This window comes from Gelidibacter algens (assembly GCF_001678675.1).
In the GTDB taxonomy this organism is placed as follows: domain Bacteria; phylum Bacteroidota; class Bacteroidia; order Flavobacteriales; family Flavobacteriaceae; genus Gelidibacter; species Gelidibacter algens.
This window is the reverse complement of the sequence record NZ_LZRN01000011.1, coordinates 40308-58991: the sequence shown is the minus strand read 5'-3', so window position 1 is coordinate 58991 and position 18684 is coordinate 40308. Positions and strand designations below refer to the sequence as shown.

The window sequence follows — 18684 nt, the reverse complement described above, 5'->3', positions numbered from 1 at the left end:
CGTAATTTTAAATTCAATTTTTATAAAAAAACAGCATGATGTATACTCAAAAAATGCTCAGAGATGGAGCACTAAAAGGAAAAACAATAGTCGTAACTGGTGGCGGCAGCGGCTTAGGAAAAGCCATGTCCAAATATTTTATGGAGTTGGGCGCCAATGTGGCCATCACCTCCCGCAACCTTGATAAACTAAAAGCAACAGCCAACGAGCTGGAACAGGAGACCAACGGCACTTGTCTGCCCCTTCAATGCGATGTCCGTAATTATGACGAGGTTGAAGCCATGTTAAAAGGCGCTGTGGATAAATTTGGGAAAGTGGACGTTTTGCTTAATAACGCTGCGGGAAATTTCATTTCGCCAACAGAGCGACTTTCTGCCAATGCCTTTGACACCATTATTGACATTGTCCTAAAAGGGACCAAAAACTGTACGCTAGCGTTTGGGAAACATTGGATCGATACTAAGCAAACCAATACTTCTGTTTTAAATATTGTCACCACTTATGCATGGACAGGATCAGCTTATGTTGTGCCTAGTGCTACAGCAAAAGCTGGCGTACTGGCCATGACCCGCAGTCTTGCTGTGGAATGGGCAAAATACGGGATGCGTTTTAATGCCATTGCTCCCGGACCGTTCCCAACAAAAGGTGCTTGGGACCGACTCTTGCCCGGAGATTTAAAGGAGAAGTTTGACATGGCCAAAAAAGTGCCTTTAAACCGTGTGGGAGAACATCAGGAATTGGCAAATCTTGCCGCCTATCTGGTTTCTGATTTTTCAGCTTATGTCAATGGTGAAGTAATTACTATTGATGGTGGCGAATGGCTTAAAGGTGCAGGCCAATTTAATTTATTGGAAGAGATCCCAGAGGAAATGTGGGATCAACTGGAAGCGATGATTAGAGCTAAAAAGTCTACCAATTAACACTTTATAAAAATAAAAATTTTGCCCAACTAAAATTTTAGTTATATTTAACGTCAGAAATTTCATTCATTTAAAAACCATAAACTATGATGCTAAAATCCCTTAAACTTGCAGGCCTTGTTATGACAGTTTCTTTCATGACTTCCGTTGCAGGTTTTGCCCAACAAACTAAAGCGGTCAAACAAAAAGAAACAGCGACCAAGAACGTCTCCAGTGAAAAAATTCCTTTTAACCCCGAAGTAAAAATGGGCAAACTTGAGAACGGTCTCACCTATTACATTCAAAACAACGGGAAACCTGAAAATAAAGTAGAATTGCGCTTGGTGGTCAATGCAGGATCTATCTTAGAAGATGAAGAGCAATTGGGTTTAGCCCACTTTATGGAACACATGAATTTTAATGGCACCAAAAATTTTGAAAAAAATGAATTGGTAGACTATCTACAAAGTATTGGTGTAAAATTTGGCGCACATTTAAATGCCTATACCAGTTTTGATGAAACCGTTTATATCCTTCCGATACCAAGTGATGATCCCGAAAAATTGGAGAAAGGGTTTCAGATCATTGAAGATTGGGCGCACAATGCCCTCCTGACCAGTGAACAAATTGACAGTGAGCGCGGTGTAGTTCTAGAAGAATACCGTTTGGGAAAAGGTGCTGATGAGCGTATGCGCCAAAACTATCTGCCAAAATTACTCTATGGCTCCAAATATGCCGATAGATTACCAATTGGTACCAAAGAGAATCTTGAAACTTTTGATCATGAGAGCTTAAGACGCTTTTATAAGGATTGGTACAGACCTGATTTGATGGCGGTAATGGCTGTTGGCGATTTGGATGTCAATACCTTGGAAGCCAAAATAAAATCTCATTTTGGCAGTATTCCCGTAGCAAAAAATCCTAAAAAGCGTGAGGTTTTTGACATGCCAAACCACAAAGAAACTTTTATCGCTATTGAAACAGATAAAGAGGCTTCCATGTCTCAGGTTCAGGTGCTGTTTAAGGATTATGAAACCGCCACGCCAGATCTTACAATTGCTGACTATAAGCATTCCATGGTAGAATCGTTGTTTGGGCAAATGCTGAACAACCGTTTGGATGAATTGAGAAACAGCCCAAATCCGCCATTCGTATTCGGATTTAGTTATCATGGCGGCACTTATGCCAGAACCAAGGAAGCTTATCAGTCTTTTGCCATGACCAGTGAAACAGGACAACTCAATGCCCTTAAAACCTTATTGGAAGAAAACGAGCGTGTTAAAAAGTTCGGATTTTTTAAAGGCGAATTGGAGCGTGCCAAAAAAGACATTCTTGCCCGATTGGAAAAAACATACAAGGATAAAGACAAAACAGAATCGGAAAGAATTGTAGGCGAGTTTGTCAATAATTTCTTGGAAGAAGAACCAATGCCAGGCATTGAATGGGAGTACAATTTCCAAAAAGAGGAAATGCCAAACATCACTTTAGAGGATGTCAATTCTTTAATCACCAATTATATCAAAGAAGATAACCGGGTGATCATTTTAACAGGTCCTGAAAAAGAAGGTGTTGCAAAAGTCACTGAGGCTGAAGTACAAGCTGTTTTGGACAATGTAAAAAACACTGAATTAACGCCATATGAAGATAAGGAAGTAGCTGCTGCTTTATTGACCAATGTTCCTGCTGCAGGCCAGATTGTCAATTATGACAAAGACGATGCGCTGGGCACCACCACTTTAACGTTGAGCAATGGAGCCAAGGTTACTTACAAAATTACTGATTTTAAAAATGACGAAATATTGTTTGATGCCTTTAGCTTTGGTGGTACCTCATTGTATTCTAATGAAGATTACAAAGCCACAAGTTTTGCCAATAATGGTTTGGGTGAAGCTGGTGTCAATAATTTTGACATCAATGAAATGAGCAAGATCCTGTCTGGTAAAATAGTCAATGTTAGGCCAAGCATTGGCACTTACAGCGAGGGGTTGTCAGGGAATGCATCACCTAAAGATCTGGAAGAACTCTTCCAACTGACCCATTTATATTTTACAGCCTTGAACAAAAACAAAGACGCCTACAACTCCTATAAGGAAAAACAAAAGGCCTTTATGACCAACATGATGTCAAGTCCACAGTTTTTCTTCCAAATAGAAATGGGCAAGTTTATGTATGGCGACAATCCGAGATATCTAGGCTTCCCCTCTCCTGAAGATATGGATAACGCCGATTATGATTTGGCATACAAAAAATATCAAGAACGCTTTGCTGATGCCGGCGATTTTCACTTCTACTTTGTAGGTAACATTGATGAAAAGAAATTGGCGGAATACAGTGAGAAGTATTTAGCCAATTTACCGTCTACAACAGCGAAAGAAACATACAAAGTGGATGATTTCCGCCCATTGACAGGACAGCACGAAAAAATAGTAGAAGTTGGCAAGGACCAAAAAAGTATGGTGCGCATGACCTACCATGGACCAACAGAATATACTGAAAAAGAGGATTATGCCCTTCAAAGTTTGGGCGAAGTGCTTTCTATCAAACTCATTGAAAAACTTAGGGAAGAAGAAGGTGGCGTTTATGGCGTTGGTGCACGTGGCAACATCAATAAAATGCCTTATGGCTGGTACAGTTTTAACATCAGTTTCCCTTGCGGACCAGAAAATGTTGATAAACTAACTGCTGCAACCTTAGCTGAAGTTGACAAATTGGTCAAAAATGGTCCTACAGATCAAGATTTAGCCAAAATTAAAGAAGCGCAACTTTTAGATTATAAAGAAGATTTAAAAGATAATCGCTTCTGGTTAAGAACGCTTAAAAATGCAGATTATCAAGGCATGGATGCTAAGAAAATGTTGGATTATGAAAAGTCTGTTGCTAATTTGACAAAAGAAGACCTCCATAATGTGGCCAAAAAGTATTTAACGCAGGGCTATATTATCGGAATTCAGAATCCTGAAAAGTAAATCTAAAAACATCAGTCCTATTAAGAGCAGTTTCTTTCGAAACTGCTTTTTTCGTTATATAAGTCCGTAATAGAGGTGAGACCCAATCGTTTTTCCTTTCTTAAAGTACGCTTCTTGAGCTTGCAATTAAGCCTCAATCATTAAAAGCAGTCGTTAAACATCTGACCAGAAGGATAGAAAATCAAATTAGTTAGGTCCGTTTTACCATGTTTGCTTAAACCATTTATTAACAAGTAACATTTTTTAAACTCGCAAATAATTGTATTTTTACCACGACTAAAACCAGATCATTTAATGGGTAAAATCATTGCAATAGCCAATCAAAAAGGAGGCGTTGGTAAAACGACAACGTCAGTAAATTTAGCCGCTTCCTTAGGTGCTTTAGAAAAAAAAGTATTATTAATAGATGCTGATCCACAGGCCAATGCGTCATCAGGCTTAGGCATTAATGTAGATAGTGTAGAAGTTGGTTCTTATCAACTTATTGAACATTCCGCTGCGGCAGAAGACTGTATTATTGCCACAAATGCACCAAATGTAGATATCATTCCGGCGCACATTGATTTGGTCGCCATTGAGATTGAATTGGTTGATAAGGATGAACGTGAATACATGCTCAAAAAAGCAATCCGTCATCTCAAAGATAGTTATGACTATATTTTGATTGACTGCGCACCGTCTTTAGGGTTGTTGACCTTAAATGCCCTTACAGCGGCTGATTCCGTTATCATTCCTATCCAATGTGAATATTTTGCTTTGGAAGGTTTAGGTAAATTACTGAACACCATTAAAAGTGTGCAACGCATACATAATGAGCATTTAGATATTGAGGGCATGTTATTGACCATGTATGACGCGCGTTTAAGACTGTCAAACCAAGTGGTTGAAGAAGTGCAAAAGCATTTTAGTGAAATGGTTTTTGATACCATCATTCAGCGAAATGTGCGATTGGGAGAAGCACCAAGTTTTGGCGAGAGCATCATTAATTATGACGTGAGCAGTAAAGGTGCCACCAATTATTTAAGTTTAGCGAAGGAAATTATTAAAAAGAACGGTTAATGGCGAAGGCAACACAAAAACAAGCTTTAGGAAGAGGATTATCAGCACTGTTAAAAGATCCATCAAACGACATCAAATCGGTGCAGGATAAAAATGCCGATAAAGTGATCGGGAATATTGTGGAACTCGAATTAGAGGTTATTGAAATCAATCCGTTTCAGCCACGAACCAATTTTAATGAAGAAACACTCAAAGAATTAGCATCCTCTATTAGGGAATTGGGTGTCATTCAACCTATAACCGTAAGAAAACTAGACTTTAACAAGTACCAATTGGTATCTGGAGAACGACGTTTTAGAGCTTCCAAACTTCTAGGATTACCAACCATTCCTGCATATATAAGAATTGCTAATGACCAGGAATCTTTAGAAATGGCTTTGGTTGAAAACATCCAACGTCAGGATTTAGATCCTATTGAAATAGCCTTATCCTACCAACGTTTGATTGACGAAATCCAGTTGACACAAGAACAAATGAGTGAGCGCGTTGGCAAAAAACGATCTACCATAGCCAACTACCTGCGTCTTTTAAAGCTTGACCCCATTATTCAAACGGGCATGCGCGACGGCTTTCTCTCAATGGGTCACGGCCGTGCCATTATCAATATTGAAGACCAATCCCACCAACTTGATATTTATGAAAAAATCCTTTCAGATAAATTGTCTGTTAGAGATACGGAGTCTTTAGTTAAAAATTACCACAACATTAGTGAAGCCAAAGTTACCGCAAAACCAGAACTACCAAATTTTGTTAAGAATAGCGTAAAAGAGTTTTCAGAATACTTTGGACAAAAAATTAGCGTTAAAGTGAGCAAGAACGGTAAAGGCACCATCAGTATTCCTTTCCATTCTGAGGAAGATTTTAACCGTATCAAAAAACTTAGTTAAAAGTGCCAAATAAACGCATTTATACACCTTTTTTTATTTTATGTTTTGTGTCTTTCTTCGGATTTTCACAAACCGAAACCGACAGTATTCCAACAACAAATGATCCGCTTCCAGCAGCTATTTCCAATGATGTTGTTATTGATACTATTGTCAGAAAACCATTAAATATCCTAGCGCCTGCAAAAGCCGCTTTTTATTCTGCCATCCTCCCAGGATTGGGGCAAGCTTACAACAAAAAATATTGGAAAATCCCAATTGTGTATGCAGCAATTGGTACAGGTATCTATATTTACTTAGATAATGATAAGGTATATAACCGCTATCGTGATGCCTATAAAAGCAGATTAGCTGGTTTTACAAATGATGAATTCTATGGAGATGGGCCAACACCTAAAGTCTCCAGTGAAGGCCTTATCCGCGCACAAAATACGTTGCGTCGCAACAAGGAATTGGCCTTGTTGATCACCTTCGGACTCTACGCCCTCAATATCATTGACGCCAATGTGGATGCGCATTTGCTACAGTACAATTTAGATGAGAACTTAGCTCTAAAGCCTCATTTTAAATATAACGAACAAGAAAATTCCACCGATTTGGGTGTGACTTTAAATTTTAAATTTTAAACATGAAAATAGGTCTTTTAGGTTATGGAAAGATGGGAAAAACCATCGAAAAAATAGCCATTCAACGGCAGCACGAGATCGTTTTGAAAGTTGATAAAGACACTGAGCATTATGTTCTTGACAACATTGATGTTGCCATTGATTTTAGTACTCCTGACGCGGCAGTTGATAATATTTTAAAGTGCTTCAGCCACAATGTTCCCGTTATATCTGGAACTACAGGATGGCTGAACCAGTATGATGAGGTCCTCGCTTTATGTAAAGAGAAAGAGGGCACCTTTCTTTACGCTTCCAATTTTAGTTTAGGCGTCAACATCTTTTTTGAGTTGAACAGAACGCTTGCAAAATTAATGGCAAATCTTCCAGAATACAGCATCAGCATGGAAGAAACACATCATACACAAAAGTTGGATGCCCCAAGTGGTACCGCTATTACTTTGGCAGAAGACATTATTGAAAATTCAGCTTACGGTACGTGGACGTTAGATAAAGCGATGCCTGAAGAACTGCTTATCAAAGCGAAACGTATTGAAAATGTTCCTGGAACCCACGCAGTGACCTACACGTCTGGTGTAGACACCATTGACATTAAACATACTGCCCATAGCCGAGAAGGGTTTGCCCTGGGTGCCGTGATTGCAGCAGAATGGATCGTTGGGAAAAAAGGCATTTTTTCAATGAAAGATGTGTTAAACATTGGTTAACTTATTCACTATTTCTAAATTGCGATTTATCATTTACAATATATTTGTTGAGAGGCTTAAAATCCAACCATTAAAGCCTTAAATTTTACACTAAACAACTAAAGCTTATCAGATGACATTAATAGAATGGTTTATATTCTTTTTCGTGGTTCAGGTCATACACGGATTTGGCACATGGAAATTATACACAAAAGCAGGCAGACAAGCTTGGGAAGCTTTTGTACCTATTTACAATGCGGTCGTTTTGATGAAAATCATCAACAGGCCTTGGTGGTGGACCATTTTGCTATTTGTGCCTATTGTCAATCTTATTATGTTTCCTGTCATTTGGGTGGAAACTGCCAGAAGTTTTGGGAAAAACTCGACTACAGATACGGTTTTGGCGCTGATCACTTTAGGATTTTATAACTACTATCTTAATTATTTTACGGATGCCGTGCATATCAAAGACAGAAGTTTATATCCAAAATCGGCCGCTGGAGATTGGGTAAGTTCTATTTTATTTGCCATTGTAGCCGCAACCATTGTCCATACCTATTTTATTCAGCCATTTACCATTCCGACCTCCTCTTTGGAAAAAACATTGTTGGTGGGCGACTTCTTGTTTGTGAGCAAATTTCATTATGGCGCGCGACTTCCTATGACTACAGTAGCAGCTCCGATGGTACACGACACCATTCCAATCTTAAAAGTCAAATCATATCTCTCAAATCCTGAGCTCCCTTATATGAGACTTCCAGGTTTTCAGAAGATCAAACGCAATGATATTGTGGTATTCAATTGGCCTGTAGACACGATGCTCGACATGCGCCATACCGATAAGTTTTATTATAAACCTATCGACAAAAAAACAAATTACGTTAAACGAGCAGTTGGTTTACCTGGAGATTCGCTATCTGTAAAAGATGGTTATGTCTATATCAATGGGAAGCAAAACGCACTGAATGATCGTGCACGAATCCAATTTTCATACAATGTGACCTTCAAAGGTCAGATAGCCTCAAACGCACAAGTTTATGAAATTTTGGAGCGTTTTGATATGACTGATGGTTTAGGTTATGACCAAGAAAATGACAAGTGGATCATCCCTGCCGCAACCGAAGATGCTGTAGCACGGGCAAAAAACCATCCTAATATTGCTTCCATCGAAATCAGAAAAGACTCTTTGGGCAATCGTGATGCCGGCATTTTCCCCATGAATCCTGCCTATGACTGGAACAATGATTATTTTGGACCTTTATACATTCCAGAAAAAGGAAAAACCATCACCTTAACACCAGAGAATTTACCATTATACAAACGTGTCATCACCGCTTATGAAGGCCATGAACTTTCTGTAAACGGCAATCAAATCAGTATTGATGGCCAAATCACCAACCAATTCACCTTTGGTCAAGATTATTATTGGATGATGGGAGACAACCGCCACAACTCACAAGATTCCCGCGTTTGGGGCTTTGTGCCATTTAATCATGTGGTAGGTAAACCTGTTCTCGTTTGGATGAGTTGGGATGGCAAGAATCCGCGTTGGGAACGCTTTTTCACTACCGTTGGTGGCAATGGCAAATTGGTTTCTTATTTGATTCCTTTCCTTGTACTACTCGGTATTTGGTTTGCATTTAATGCTTGGCGTAAAAGAAGAGCTTCTAAATAAGTCGCATTTTGCAACATGGACATTCTACTTCATCCCACCTACTTCCCTAGCATTGCGCAGTGTGTTGCGATGATTCAGGCGAAAAAAGTAACCTTTGAAGTTTGCGATAATTACCAAAAGCAAACCTATAGAAACCGAATGAACATCTATGGCGCTCAGGGCAGAATGCCTCTTACTGTGCCTGTGGTATATTCGCAAAAAAACAGACAACTCTATAAAGACATCATCATTTCAAATGATGAAAAATGGCAGGATTTGCATTGGAAATCCATTCAGTCGGCTTACAGCAGCTCTCCTTTTTTTGAGTTTTATGAACATGATTTGATGCCAATTTTCAACGATGAAGCCACCCATTTAATGGATTTCAATTTCAGATGCTTAGATGCTGTTTTGGAATGTTTGCAACAGAATTTAAAGCTTGGAACGACTACTGAATTTGAACTCAACCCGCAACATAGCTCTGATTATCGCTATTTGGTAGATCATAGAAAAGAATCAGAACAAGCTTTTAAACCTTATGTTCAGGTCTTTGATGATAAACACGGTTTTATACCGAATTTGAGCATCTTGGATTTGATTTTCAATGTTGGCCCCAATGCGCTACTGTATCTTGAAAAACAACAATTACCAGTATAATGCTACAATCTTTTATACATTACGGAATTCACTTTGGTTTGCCATTAGTTGTCGCATACGTTTTTTTTAGAGCCAATTGGAAAGTAGCCTACTTGATTATGATTGCGACCATGCTGATCGATTTAGACCATCTTTTGGCCGTACCTCTTTTTGATCCGGGGCGTTGTAGCATTAACTTCCATCCGCTGCATACCTATTACGCGATGATCGTTTATGTGGGATTTCTGTTTTTCAGGAAAACTCGCATTTTAGGAATCGGATTGGTAATCCATATGATTGCCGATGCGACGGATTGTTGGATGATGTAGGGTTGGGATCGTTAATTCTTGATTGTTTAGTTTATTACACAGAGTTTCGCAGAGAAGCACAGAGCATAGAGTCGAAGGATTCGTGAATTCGTGACAGAAAAGCAGACCGAAAACCGCAGACTGAAAGCTATCCTTTCCGTTCCAGCAGATAACGCAGATTTACGCAGATAACTTTTGCGCTAATCTATGAAATCTGCATGAGAATAATGAGGACTGATGACTGTTGACTGATGACTGTTGACTGATGACTGATGACTACTTAACCTTCACAGTGCTCATAATCGGGAAATGGTCAGAAAGTTTCACATTGAAGGTTTTGAAACCGTTGATCTCAAAATGGTCATCTACCATTATAAAATCAATCCGAACCGGAAAAAATTTAAAATCAAAAGAGCGCCCAAAGCCATTTCCAGCTTCCACGAAGGTATCTTTCAAATCGTCACCTTTAATAGAATTATAGACATAAGAATAGGCTGTATTATTTAAGTCGCCACATACGATAATCTTATATGAACACTTCGCCTTATGTTCTAAAAACAAATCGGCCTGAGCCTGTTGCATCCTAAACGTATTACCAACACGCTTTACCAAGTTTTCAGAAGTTTCATTCTTCAACGGATCTTTACTGGCATCAATTTTCAAAGACTGCAAATGCACATTATAAACTCTAATCGTGTCTCTACCTTTTACCACGTCCACAAAAATGGCATTATTAAAGGTGTTAGGAAATTCGATAGAACCCTTGTTGATAATGGGAAACTTAGAAAATATAGCTTGTCCGTTTCTGATTTTATCACCAGAAAGCATTTCAAATTTATAATACCCTTTCAGTAACAATCCGTCATCATGTCGGTACTCCTGCATGCTGATAATATCAGGTTTTTTATCACTGATAAATTCACTAATATCTTTGGCAACGCTAATATCAGGAATCCATTTAAACAGATTGAATAACCGCACGTTGTAGTTCATAACGGCAATATTCTCTGGAGATTCCAATTGTTTGGATGTCGAAAACTTATATAAGGAAGTAACGTAATTAAACCCTATCAACAGAACAATTAAAGATAAAAACAACTGCTTTTTCACCTTTAAAAGCCAATAGATAACAAAGAGAAGATTTACAATAATGAGAAAAGGAACCGTCAAACTTAAAACGGATACAAAAGCGAAGCGTTTTGGCTCTACATACAGCAATAGATAAGACAGCAAAAGTGTGGTTGCTGCTATAGAATTTAAGAAAAACACAAACTTATCGAAGAGATTGAGTTTTGCCATTGCACTTAATCTTTAACTTTGAATAAGAAAGCCTTTTCCTCTTCCGTCAGGCTTTCATAGCCGCTTTTACTGATCTTGTCCAAAATGATATCGATTTGCTTTTGTTTACTAAACTCTTTAAACTCAGATTTAGTATGGCCTGCAACTGAATTTGATTTTCGTTTGTGTACTGTTTTTAATGGCGATTTCTTTCCTGGTTTAAAAAGATTAAAAAATCCATCCATAATTTTCTCAAAACCCTTGCCTATATCATGACCTTTAATCAGCTGTTTGGCGTAAAAATAACCCAATGCCACGCCACCTAAATGAGCGATATTGCCCCCTTGGTTCAATCCGAAAAGTCCAATAATATCAAAAACAACCAGGGCAATCCCCAAATGCCATAATTTAATATTGAAGAAGATCATGCGCACCTGAGTGTTGGGCATGTATGCGCATAGAAAAATCAATAGTGCTCTCACACCTGCAGAAGCGCCAACCAAGGCCCCGGCTGGTTTTAAAAAGTCTGCTGGAAAAACGTTATAGGCAAAAAAGAAAAAGAGTCCGCCCATAATGATTCCCAGAAAATAAACATTTAAGGTCAATTTTGGACTGAATAAGTTGAGCATCATTTGAGAGACAAAGTAGAGCACCATCATATTGAACAGCAGATGAAAGAAACCGTAGTGCGTAAATCCGTAAGTGATGATACTCCAAGGTTTGAAGATAAAATCTCCAAGATCTTTTGGCAATTCCAACCAATATAAGCTACCACCAGATTTTACAACCAACGATAGCAGCAGGCCGATCAAAAAAATAGCCACATTGATACCGATTATTTTTTCGAGTACGTTGAGATGTCTCAACTTATCCTTAAGATCTTGATTTAATGTTGTCATCTGTCCCAACGGTTTTTGTTAAACTGCGTTTTTTTCCAATACCACATCATCAAGAATCCGGTCAATGCGCCACCAAGATGGGCAGCATAGGCCGTGTTATTCGGACTGAAAAACGACTGTCCTGATACTGCTGAAATTAAATCCAAGGCGATGATTGCTGGAATAAAATATTTGGCTTTAATAGGAATAGGCAAAAAGATGAGCATCAATTTAGACTCAGGATATAACATTCCAAAAGCCACCAACACACCAAAAATTGCCCCAGACGCACCAACCATAGAGGAATTAAAAATATTGAACATAGTTTGCAACTGGTCTACTTGTACAGCATTGACACCTTGCATAACCTTTCCTGTACTGAGGGTCTCATGAATTTGCGAAGATGTAAAACCAGCAGCGAGAATATCGGATTCTAAAGGTAAATATTGAAAATAATAAACACCCAACATCACTAAAGCAGCTCCCAATCCCGCGGAAATATAGAAAAATATAAACTTTTTGGCTCCAAACACTTGCTCTACCGCGGTGCCAAACATCCAAAGCGCTAGCATATTAAAAGCGATGTGCATAAAATTACCATGCATAAACATATGGGTGATAATTTGCCAAGGTTGAAATGCATCACTTTTAGGAAAATGTAAGGCAAACCAATTGTAAAATATACCATTCTTTATAGCGAGTGTACCGATAAACATCACCACATTGATAATGAGCAAATGCTTAACGGTGTCTGTAATTCCTCTCATTCTTTTTGATCTTAACGTTATTAAAATTACATAAATTTTCTGTCAACCTCATCAATTGCCATCGTAATAAATGTAGCTCTATTGGTTGGTGATACGGAAGGTTCCTTACATGCAAATAGACTGTTCACCAAATGCTCCTGTTCTAGGTTTGACAAAGATTGTCCAGTTTTTATGGCCAAACTCTTAGCCATTGATTTTGCCAATAAATCTGTAGCGCTAAAATGGCTATCAGGCACTTCCTGTTCTACATCGCTAATTAGTTGCTCCAAAATAATGGATACTTCACTTTCTGGCACATTTATCGGAAGCCCTGTAATCTCAACCTGTCCTTCCTCAATTGTTGAAAACACAAAGCCGGTAGCTTCCAAATCATCCTGCAACTGTTTTAAAATGGTTAATTCAGCACCCGTAAAATGCAATTGTAATGGAAATAACAATTGTTGGCTCACCGCTTCCTTTACGGTCATACTCTTCAGCAACCCTTCATATAAAATCCGTTGGTGTGCTCTGTGCTGATCAATCATTAACATGCCAGATTTAATGGTGCTAATGATGTATTTATTCTGAAATTGATAAGTGCTTTGCGTGGTTTCAGTTTGTGGCTGATTACCGAACAAGGTTGCTTTTTCCGGTTCACTCTCAAATTCTACCTGGCTGAAATCTTGGGTGTCCCGCGTTCCTTTAGATTCCAGTCCAACATAAAGACTATCCCAATTATTGAGCGTCTGTTTCCTAAATGCTGTGACTTGCTTCCCTGAAGTGCGTTCTTCCCTAAACGGATTGTAGTCACGATCAACTTCCACAGTTGGCGTTTCAGCGCCTTTATCTTTGTAATTGTAGGGCGTATCTAAATTGGTATCGTACTCAAAATCCAAAATTGGTGCAATGTTAAATTGTCCCAGACTATGTTTAACCGATGATCTTAAAATAGCATACAGCGTGTGCTCATCGTCAAACTTGATTTCGGTTTTAGTGGGATGGATATTGATATCGATCGATTTTGGATCGACTGTTAAATTTAAAAAATAGATGGGATGACTGCCATCTTTTATCAAGCCATCAAAAGCCGCATTAACAGCATGATTGAGATAAGGGCTTTTGATAAACCGATTGTTGACGAAAAAGAACTGCTCTGACTTCGTTTTTTTTGCAAATTGTGGTTTGCCCACAAATCCGGAAATGGTCAAAACTTCAGTAGTTTCTTCAACAGGAACTAATTTTTCATTGGTTTTTGTTCCAAAGATATGAACCACACGTTGGCGGTAGTTACTCTCATGCAGATTGAAAAGTTCGCTCCCATTATGGTACATTGCAAAACCAACTTTTGGATGTGCCAAAGCCACACGATGAAATTCGTCAATGATATGGCGCAACTCTACCGTATTCGATTTTAAGAAATTACGACGCGCAGGAATATTGAAAAATAAATGTTTTACGGCTATAGTAGTGCCAGTGGGCGTTACCGTGACCTCCTGGGCTTTAATTTCACTCCCTTCAATAGCAATCAAGGTTCCGAGTTCTTGAGAATCCTGTTTCGACTTCAACTCCACATGCGCAATGGCCGCAATACTGGCTAAAGCCTCACCTCTAAAACCTTTGGTATGCAGACTGAACAAATCATCTGCCGAACGGATTTTGGAAGTGGCATGACGTTCAAAGCTCAAACGGGCATCTGTAGCACTCATCCCTTTGCCGTTATCAATGACCTGAACAAGCGTCTTACCAGAGTCTTTAATAATTAGTTTTATTACGGTGGCATCAGCATCAATGGCATTTTCAAGCAGTTCTTTCACTACAGAAGCAGGACGTTGTACGACCTCTCCTGCTGCAATTTGATTAGCAACATGATCTGGTAAAAGTTGAATGATATCTGACATTAGCCTTTAGGAAAGAATATTGACAAATCAAAGCCTATGATTAACAGAAAAATGAATATTAAAATACGCAGCAATAATGAGAATTCGTCTGTTTGCGGTTTTGTCAGGTGTATTTTTATAGTCGTCCCAAGCGTTTTCGAATTTACCTTTTAAACCTACATTTCCGACCGTTTTTCTGTGCTCATCAAATTTATGCTTGATCTCAAACGGATTTCCCTCACCTTGATAGTGCCTTGGTATATAATTATATTTCTTGTTTTGACGTGTCTTAAAGATGCCCATAATTTCTAAATTTCGTAGTTACTTAAAACATACCAAATAACAATTACCATACCTAAGATAATCATGAGCACGAGTAATGACGACGTTTTTTTCTTGCGCTGTGTTTTTTGACGCCATTGGGGATCAAATTCATAAGATTTATCCTTATGATGTTCTTTGAGATGTCTTGGCGTGTAACTAAAACGTTTTGGTTGACGCTGTTTAAATAAATTCACTATTGAAAACTTTGTCTTTGTGAACTTCAAATGTACTTAAAATACGAGGAAAAACGTCGCTTCAACTGCTAAAAATTGTTAACAAAAGAGGAGGAAGATGGAAGCTTGAAGAAGGAAGCTTGAAGCTTGAAGCGCGGAGATTGATGACGGGTGACGGATGACGGGTGACGGGTGACGGATGACCGAAGACTGAGGACTGAGGACTGAGGACCGAAGACTGAAGACCGAAGACTGAGGACTGAAGACTGAGGACTGAAGACTGAAGACTGAGGACTGAAGACTGAGGACTGAAGACTAAATCAAGCCTGTTGACGCAACACCGCCATTTTAATAGCCGCTACTGCCGCCTCAATACCTTTATTGCCGTGTTTGCCACCTGATCTGTCAATAGATTGTTGCATCGTATTATCAGTGAGCACACAAAAAATGACTGGCGTATCATGCATCACATTCAAATCTTTGATCCCTTGGGAAACCGCTTCACACACAAAGTCAAAATGCTTGGTATCTCCTTGAATCACGCAACCTATCGCAATAACTGCATCCACCTTTTGGTCTTGCATTTTTTTACTGCCATAAATCAGCTCATAACTACCAGGAACATGCCAGCTGACAATGTTTTCAGATAATGCGCCATGCGCAACCAGCGTATCGAAAGCACCCTGAAAAAGATTATCGGTGATAGTACTGTTCCATTCTGAAACAACAATCCCAAATCGAAAGTCTTTCGCATTTGGGATTGTGTTTTTATCATAATCTGATAAATTCTGATTTTTTGTTGCCATGCTTTTACAAACTTGCCTGTGCCTGTCCTATAAATACCTCAATATTGGCCGCTTGGCTTGATGTTGGATACGTTTCTTTTATAGTATTAAAGTGCTCAAGAGCGGCTTCTGTCTTTCCTAGAGTAAGTGCAACGTTACCTGCTTTAAACAAGTACATTGGCGTTGTAAAACCATTTTCATTCATACTGGCTGCCTTTTCGTAATAGCTCAAAGCATCTTCAGGTTGGTTAAGCTGTACAAAAGCGTCTCCAATCCTACCGTTCGCAATAGGTGCTAATAATAAATCGTCACCTGAAAAATCACTCAAATATTTTACAGTATTTTGGTAGTCATTCAAATTGTAATAGGCCATTCCGGCGTAATAGGTAGCCAAATCAGCTGCAGGTGTTCCACCGTATTCGTTGATGATGTCCAACATCCCAAACTTTCCTTCACCGCCGTTTAAGGACAAGGTATACAAAGAGTCTTTAGCTGCAACACCATTGACTGCTTGCTCAAAATACTGCTGTGCCTGGAACATATCGTTCATTGCTAAACTCGCCTTAGGTTCTGCAACAAATTTGTTGTAGCCCAAATAGCTTAAGGCAACCAAAGCTATCACCGCTACAGCCCCAATAATATAATTTTGGTTTTTAACTGCCCATTCTTCAGTTCTGGAAGCAGACTCATCCAAGGTGTTAAATACCTCGGCCGTTGTTGAGTTGTCTTCTAAAGCTTCAGTTTTTTCAGCTTGGGTTTTTGGTTTGTAACCTCTTTTCTTATAAGTTGCCATAGTGTCGTAATTTGTGCGCCGCAAAATTAAAATTTTAATTGGTATATAAAAGGTAAATTATTTGTTATTTTTCAATAATTTGCACATCCTTTCGCGCAGTTGATCATCAATCTTATTTAAAAGCGAATTTTTTACATGGTTTTAAACTCACTTTCCTTACTTAATTACAAAAATTTTGATAGTCAAGACTTTACTTTTGATCACAAAATCAATTGCTTTGTGGGTGCCAATGGCATAGGAAAAACCAATGTTTTGGACGCTATATACAATTTATCTTTTGGGAAAAGTTATTTCAATCCCATCGCTACCCAAAACATCAGACACGGGGAAGATTTTTTCGTGGTAGAAGGCATTTTTGAGAAAGAAGATCGTGATGAAAAAATAATCGTTTCGCTAAAGAAAGGTCAAAAAAAAATGATCAAGCGCAATGGGAAAGCATATGAAAAATTTAGTGACCATATTGGCTTTATTCCTTTGGTCATAATTTCTCCAGCTGATAGGGACTTGATCATTGAAGGCAGTGATACCAGAAGGAAATTTATAGATAGTGTGATTTCACAAAGTGATAAAAATTATCTCAATCAACTGATCAGCTATAACAAAATACTCCAGCAGCGTAATGCTCTATTGAAATATTTTGCACTGAACAATACCTTTAATGCCCAAACATTGGAAGTTTATAATGAGCAGCTGCACACGTATGGCTCTGAAATTTTCACCATTAGAAAAGCGTTTCTGGAAACTTTTATTCCTATTTTTAAGGAGCGCTATAACGCGATCAGCAATAAGCAGGAACCTGTTGATTTGAGCTATAGAAGTGATTTGTTTGAAACCGATTTGAATTCACTTTTGAAGAGCAACATCAATAAAGACAAAGCGCTTCAGTACACCTCAGTTGGAATTCATAAAGACGATTTGAATTTTGAGATTGACGGTTTCCCGATTAAAAAATTTGGCAGTCAAGGACAGCAAAAATCATTTTTGATTGCTCTGAAATTAGCACAGTTTGATTTCATAAAACAAAGAAGTGGCGTCTCTCCTATTTTGCTTTTGGATGATATTTTTGATAAATTAGATGAAAACCGCGTTGCACAAATAATTGCATTGGTCGACAATGAGAATTTCGGACAGCTTTTTATCAGTGACACACATGCTGATCGTACCGAAGACATTATTAAACAGGTGCATCAGTCTTATAAGATATTTAAACTCTGATGCAAATTCCAGATTTAAATTTCCAAATCGCAAGAACACATTAGAATGACATTCCTTTTGGGATTTAGAGCTTAAATTTTGGAACTTAAATTTTACACAACCATGAAAAGATATACAATTTTACTTTTGAGTTTCATTTTAATGGGCTGTTCCAATGATCCCAATTCATTTGTGGAGCATTTGACCGGCTATTGGGAAATTGATGAAGTCACCATGGCAGATGGTTCTAAGCGAGATTACGTATATAATGAAACTGTTGATTATTTGAGCGTGAACGATAGTTTGACAGGATTCAGAAAAAAATTGAAGCCTAGTTTTGATGGTACCTATACAACATCAGATGACGCTGAAGGTTTGAAAGTGAAAATTGAAAATGACAGTCTGCGTATTTACTATACCACACCCTACGCCACATGGAAAGAAACTGTTTTAAATGCGACTGAAGATCAGCTTTTGATTATAAACGAGCAAAAAGTAAAGTATCTTTATAAACGCTTTGAACCGATAACTGTGGAAAAATCAAGTTCCGAATAACAAAGTCAAAATAACAAATTTCAAATTCCAAATAATATACAACACATCTAAAATGGCAAGACGAAATAATGATCATCTTTCTATCAGTGATCTCCTAAAAGAATTTGTGGACAATAATAAACTTCAACCAGGACTGGACAAAGTGAACGTAAAAGATGCTTGGGCCCAGATGATGGGCAATGGCGTCAACAACTATACTACGGCTATTCAATTGGAGCGCGATACGCTTTATGTACAACTCAGTTCTAGTGTGTTACGAGAAGAACTAAGTTATGGTAAGGATAAAATTATAAAAATGCTCAATGAATCTTTAGGTAAAGACGTGATTAAAAAATTGGTATTGCGTTAAATAGGTCCTTTATTTTG

At 38.3% G+C, this 18684-nt stretch carries 20 protein-coding genes; 12 read left to right on the top strand and 8 right to left on the bottom strand.

What is annotated here, in order from left to right:
- The first annotated feature begins 35 nt into the window (after positions 1–35).
- From A9996_RS07350 to A9996_RS07310, 9 genes are all read left to right on the top strand, one after another.
- Positions 36–920, top strand: a complete 885-nt coding sequence (locus tag A9996_RS07350) for an SDR family oxidoreductase (RefSeq protein ID WP_066432749.1) — start codon at positions 36–38, stop codon at positions 918–920.
- Between the two features lie 86 nt (positions 921–1006).
- Positions 1007–3865, top strand: coding sequence for a M16 family metallopeptidase (locus A9996_RS07345; protein ID WP_245905280.1), 2859 nt, complete (start codon positions 1007–1009; stop codon positions 3863–3865).
- A 294-nt stretch (positions 3866–4159) separates the two neighbouring features.
- The gene (locus A9996_RS07340; protein WP_066432747.1) at positions 4160–4924 is read left to right on the top strand and encodes a ParA family protein; all 765 of its coding nucleotides are present in this window, start codon (positions 4160–4162) and stop codon (positions 4922–4924) included.
- Positions 4924–5811, top strand: a complete 888-nt coding sequence (locus A9996_RS07335) for a ParB/RepB/Spo0J family partition protein (RefSeq protein WP_066432745.1) — start codon at positions 4924–4926, stop codon at positions 5809–5811. The genes A9996_RS07340 and A9996_RS07335 overlap by 1 nt, the downstream gene beginning before the upstream one ends.
- A gap of 2 nt (positions 5812–5813) precedes the next feature.
- A complete protein-coding gene (locus A9996_RS07330) occupies positions 5814–6434 on the top strand; it encodes a DUF5683 domain-containing protein (RefSeq protein WP_083993883.1) in 621 nt (206 codons plus the stop codon).
- Positions 6435–6436: 2 nt separating this feature from the next.
- Complete coding sequence (gene dapB / locus A9996_RS07325; RefSeq protein ID WP_066432743.1) at positions 6437–7138, top strand: 4-hydroxy-tetrahydrodipicolinate reductase; 702 nt, start codon at positions 6437–6439, stop codon at positions 7136–7138.
- Positions 7139–7250: 112 nt separating this feature from the next.
- Complete coding sequence (lepB, locus tag A9996_RS07320; protein ID WP_066432741.1) at positions 7251–8792, top strand: signal peptidase I; 1542 nt, start codon at positions 7251–7253, stop codon at positions 8790–8792.
- A 15-nt stretch (positions 8793–8807) separates the two neighbouring features.
- Positions 8808–9428 carry a WbqC family protein gene (locus A9996_RS07315; RefSeq protein WP_066432739.1) on the top strand — a complete coding sequence of 207 codons (621 nt, stop codon included), beginning with the start codon at positions 8808–8810 and terminating at the stop codon, positions 9426–9428.
- Complete coding sequence (locus A9996_RS07310; RefSeq protein WP_066432737.1) at positions 9428–9736, top strand: DUF6122 family protein; 309 nt, start codon at positions 9428–9430, stop codon at positions 9734–9736. The genes A9996_RS07315 and A9996_RS07310 overlap by 1 nt, the downstream gene beginning before the upstream one ends.
- 255 nt (positions 9737–9991) lie before the next feature.
- Here A9996_RS07310 and A9996_RS07305 read toward each other — a convergent pair whose 3' ends face one another.
- The 8 genes from A9996_RS07305 to A9996_RS07270 form a co-directional block, all read right to left on the bottom strand.
- On the bottom strand, positions 9992–11014 hold the full coding sequence (locus A9996_RS07305; protein ID WP_066432735.1) for an endonuclease/exonuclease/phosphatase family protein: 1023 nt from the start codon (positions 11012–11014) through the stop codon (positions 9992–9994).
- Positions 11015–11019: 5 nt separating this feature from the next.
- Positions 11020–11892 carry a rhomboid family intramembrane serine protease gene (locus tag A9996_RS07300; protein ID WP_066432734.1) on the bottom strand — a complete coding sequence of 291 codons (873 nt, stop codon included), beginning with the start codon at positions 11890–11892 and terminating at the stop codon, positions 11020–11022.
- On the bottom strand, positions 11889–12638 hold the full coding sequence (locus A9996_RS07295) for a rhomboid family intramembrane serine protease (protein WP_066432732.1): 750 nt from the start codon (positions 12636–12638) through the stop codon (positions 11889–11891). Before A9996_RS07295 ends, A9996_RS07300 begins: the two co-directional genes overlap by 4 nt.
- Positions 12639–12664: 26 nt before the next feature.
- Positions 12665–14515, bottom strand: a complete 1851-nt coding sequence (gene mutL / locus A9996_RS07290) for a DNA mismatch repair endonuclease MutL (RefSeq protein WP_066432731.1) — start codon at positions 14513–14515, stop codon at positions 12665–12667.
- 27 nt (positions 14516–14542) lie between these two features.
- Positions 14543–14797, bottom strand: coding sequence for a riboflavin synthase subunit beta (locus A9996_RS07285; protein WP_346210591.1), 255 nt, complete (start codon positions 14795–14797; stop codon positions 14543–14545).
- Positions 14798–14802: 5 nt separating this feature from the next.
- A complete protein-coding gene (locus tag A9996_RS07280; protein ID WP_066432729.1) occupies positions 14803–15012 on the bottom strand; it encodes a hypothetical protein in 210 nt (69 codons plus the stop codon).
- 299 nt (positions 15013–15311) lie between these two features.
- Entirely contained in the window at positions 15312–15797 is a 486-nt protein-coding gene (gene ribH, locus A9996_RS07275) for a 6,7-dimethyl-8-ribityllumazine synthase (protein ID WP_066432728.1), read from the bottom strand.
- Between the two features lie 4 nt (positions 15798–15801).
- Positions 15802–16569 carry a tetratricopeptide repeat protein gene (locus tag A9996_RS07270; RefSeq protein ID WP_066432724.1) on the bottom strand — a complete coding sequence of 256 codons (768 nt, stop codon included), beginning with the start codon at positions 16567–16569 and terminating at the stop codon, positions 15802–15804.
- 135 nt (positions 16570–16704) lie between these two features.
- Between A9996_RS07270 and recF the strand changes: the two genes are divergently transcribed.
- The 3 genes from recF (at position 16705) to A9996_RS07255 (ending at position 18667) form a co-directional block, all read left to right on the top strand.
- Positions 16705–17784 carry a DNA replication/repair protein RecF gene (recF, locus tag A9996_RS07265; protein WP_066432722.1) on the top strand — a complete coding sequence of 360 codons (1080 nt, stop codon included), beginning with the start codon at positions 16705–16707 and terminating at the stop codon, positions 17782–17784.
- A gap of 102 nt (positions 17785–17886) precedes the next feature.
- On the top strand, positions 17887–18318 hold the full coding sequence (locus A9996_RS07260; protein WP_066432719.1) for a lipocalin family protein: 432 nt from the start codon (positions 17887–17889) through the stop codon (positions 18316–18318).
- 52 nt (positions 18319–18370) lie between these two features.
- Complete coding sequence (locus tag A9996_RS07255) at positions 18371–18667, top strand: DciA family protein (RefSeq protein WP_066432715.1); 297 nt, start codon at positions 18371–18373, stop codon at positions 18665–18667.
- Positions 18668–18684 lie beyond the last annotated feature (17 nt).

Coding starts and splice junctions, on each gene's coding strand:
- A9996_RS07285 (WP_346210591.1), bottom strand. CDS start 14,797: ATGGGCATCTTTAAGACACGTCAAAACAAGAAATATAATTATATACCA.
- A9996_RS07295 (WP_066432732.1), bottom strand. CDS start 12,638: ATGAGAGGAATTACAGACACCGTTAAGCATTTGCTCATTATCAATGTG.
- A9996_RS07335 (WP_066432745.1), top strand. CDS start 4,924: ATGGCGAAGGCAACACAAAAACAAGCTTTAGGAAGAGGATTATCAGCA.
- ribH (WP_066432728.1), bottom strand. CDS start 15,797: ATGGCAACAAAAAATCAGAATTTATCAGATTATGATAAAAACACAATC.
- recF (WP_066432722.1), top strand. CDS start 16,705: ATGGTTTTAAACTCACTTTCCTTACTTAATTACAAAAATTTTGATAGT.
- A9996_RS07270 (WP_066432724.1), bottom strand. CDS start 16,569: ATGGCAACTTATAAGAAAAGAGGTTACAAACCAAAAACCCAAGCTGAA.
- A9996_RS07260 (WP_066432719.1), top strand. CDS start 17,887: ATGAAAAGATATACAATTTTACTTTTGAGTTTCATTTTAATGGGCTGT.
- A9996_RS07310 (WP_066432737.1), top strand. CDS start 9,428: ATGCTACAATCTTTTATACATTACGGAATTCACTTTGGTTTGCCATTA.
- A9996_RS07345 (WP_245905280.1), top strand. CDS start 1,007: ATGATGCTAAAATCCCTTAAACTTGCAGGCCTTGTTATGACAGTTTCT.
- A9996_RS07305 (WP_066432735.1), bottom strand. CDS start 11,014: ATGGCAAAACTCAATCTCTTCGATAAGTTTGTGTTTTTCTTAAATTCT.
- A9996_RS07340 (WP_066432747.1), top strand. CDS start 4,160: ATGGGTAAAATCATTGCAATAGCCAATCAAAAAGGAGGCGTTGGTAAA.
- A9996_RS07350 (WP_066432749.1), top strand. CDS start 36: ATGATGTATACTCAAAAAATGCTCAGAGATGGAGCACTAAAAGGAAAA.
- A9996_RS07255 (WP_066432715.1), top strand. CDS start 18,371: ATGGCAAGACGAAATAATGATCATCTTTCTATCAGTGATCTCCTAAAA.
- A9996_RS07315 (WP_066432739.1), top strand. CDS start 8,808: ATGGACATTCTACTTCATCCCACCTACTTCCCTAGCATTGCGCAGTGT.
- lepB (WP_066432741.1), top strand. CDS start 7,251: ATGACATTAATAGAATGGTTTATATTCTTTTTCGTGGTTCAGGTCATA.
- mutL (WP_066432731.1), bottom strand. CDS start 14,515: ATGTCAGATATCATTCAACTTTTACCAGATCATGTTGCTAATCAAATT.
- dapB (WP_066432743.1), top strand. CDS start 6,437: ATGAAAATAGGTCTTTTAGGTTATGGAAAGATGGGAAAAACCATCGAA.
- A9996_RS07300 (WP_066432734.1), bottom strand. CDS start 11,892: ATGACAACATTAAATCAAGATCTTAAGGATAAGTTGAGACATCTCAAC.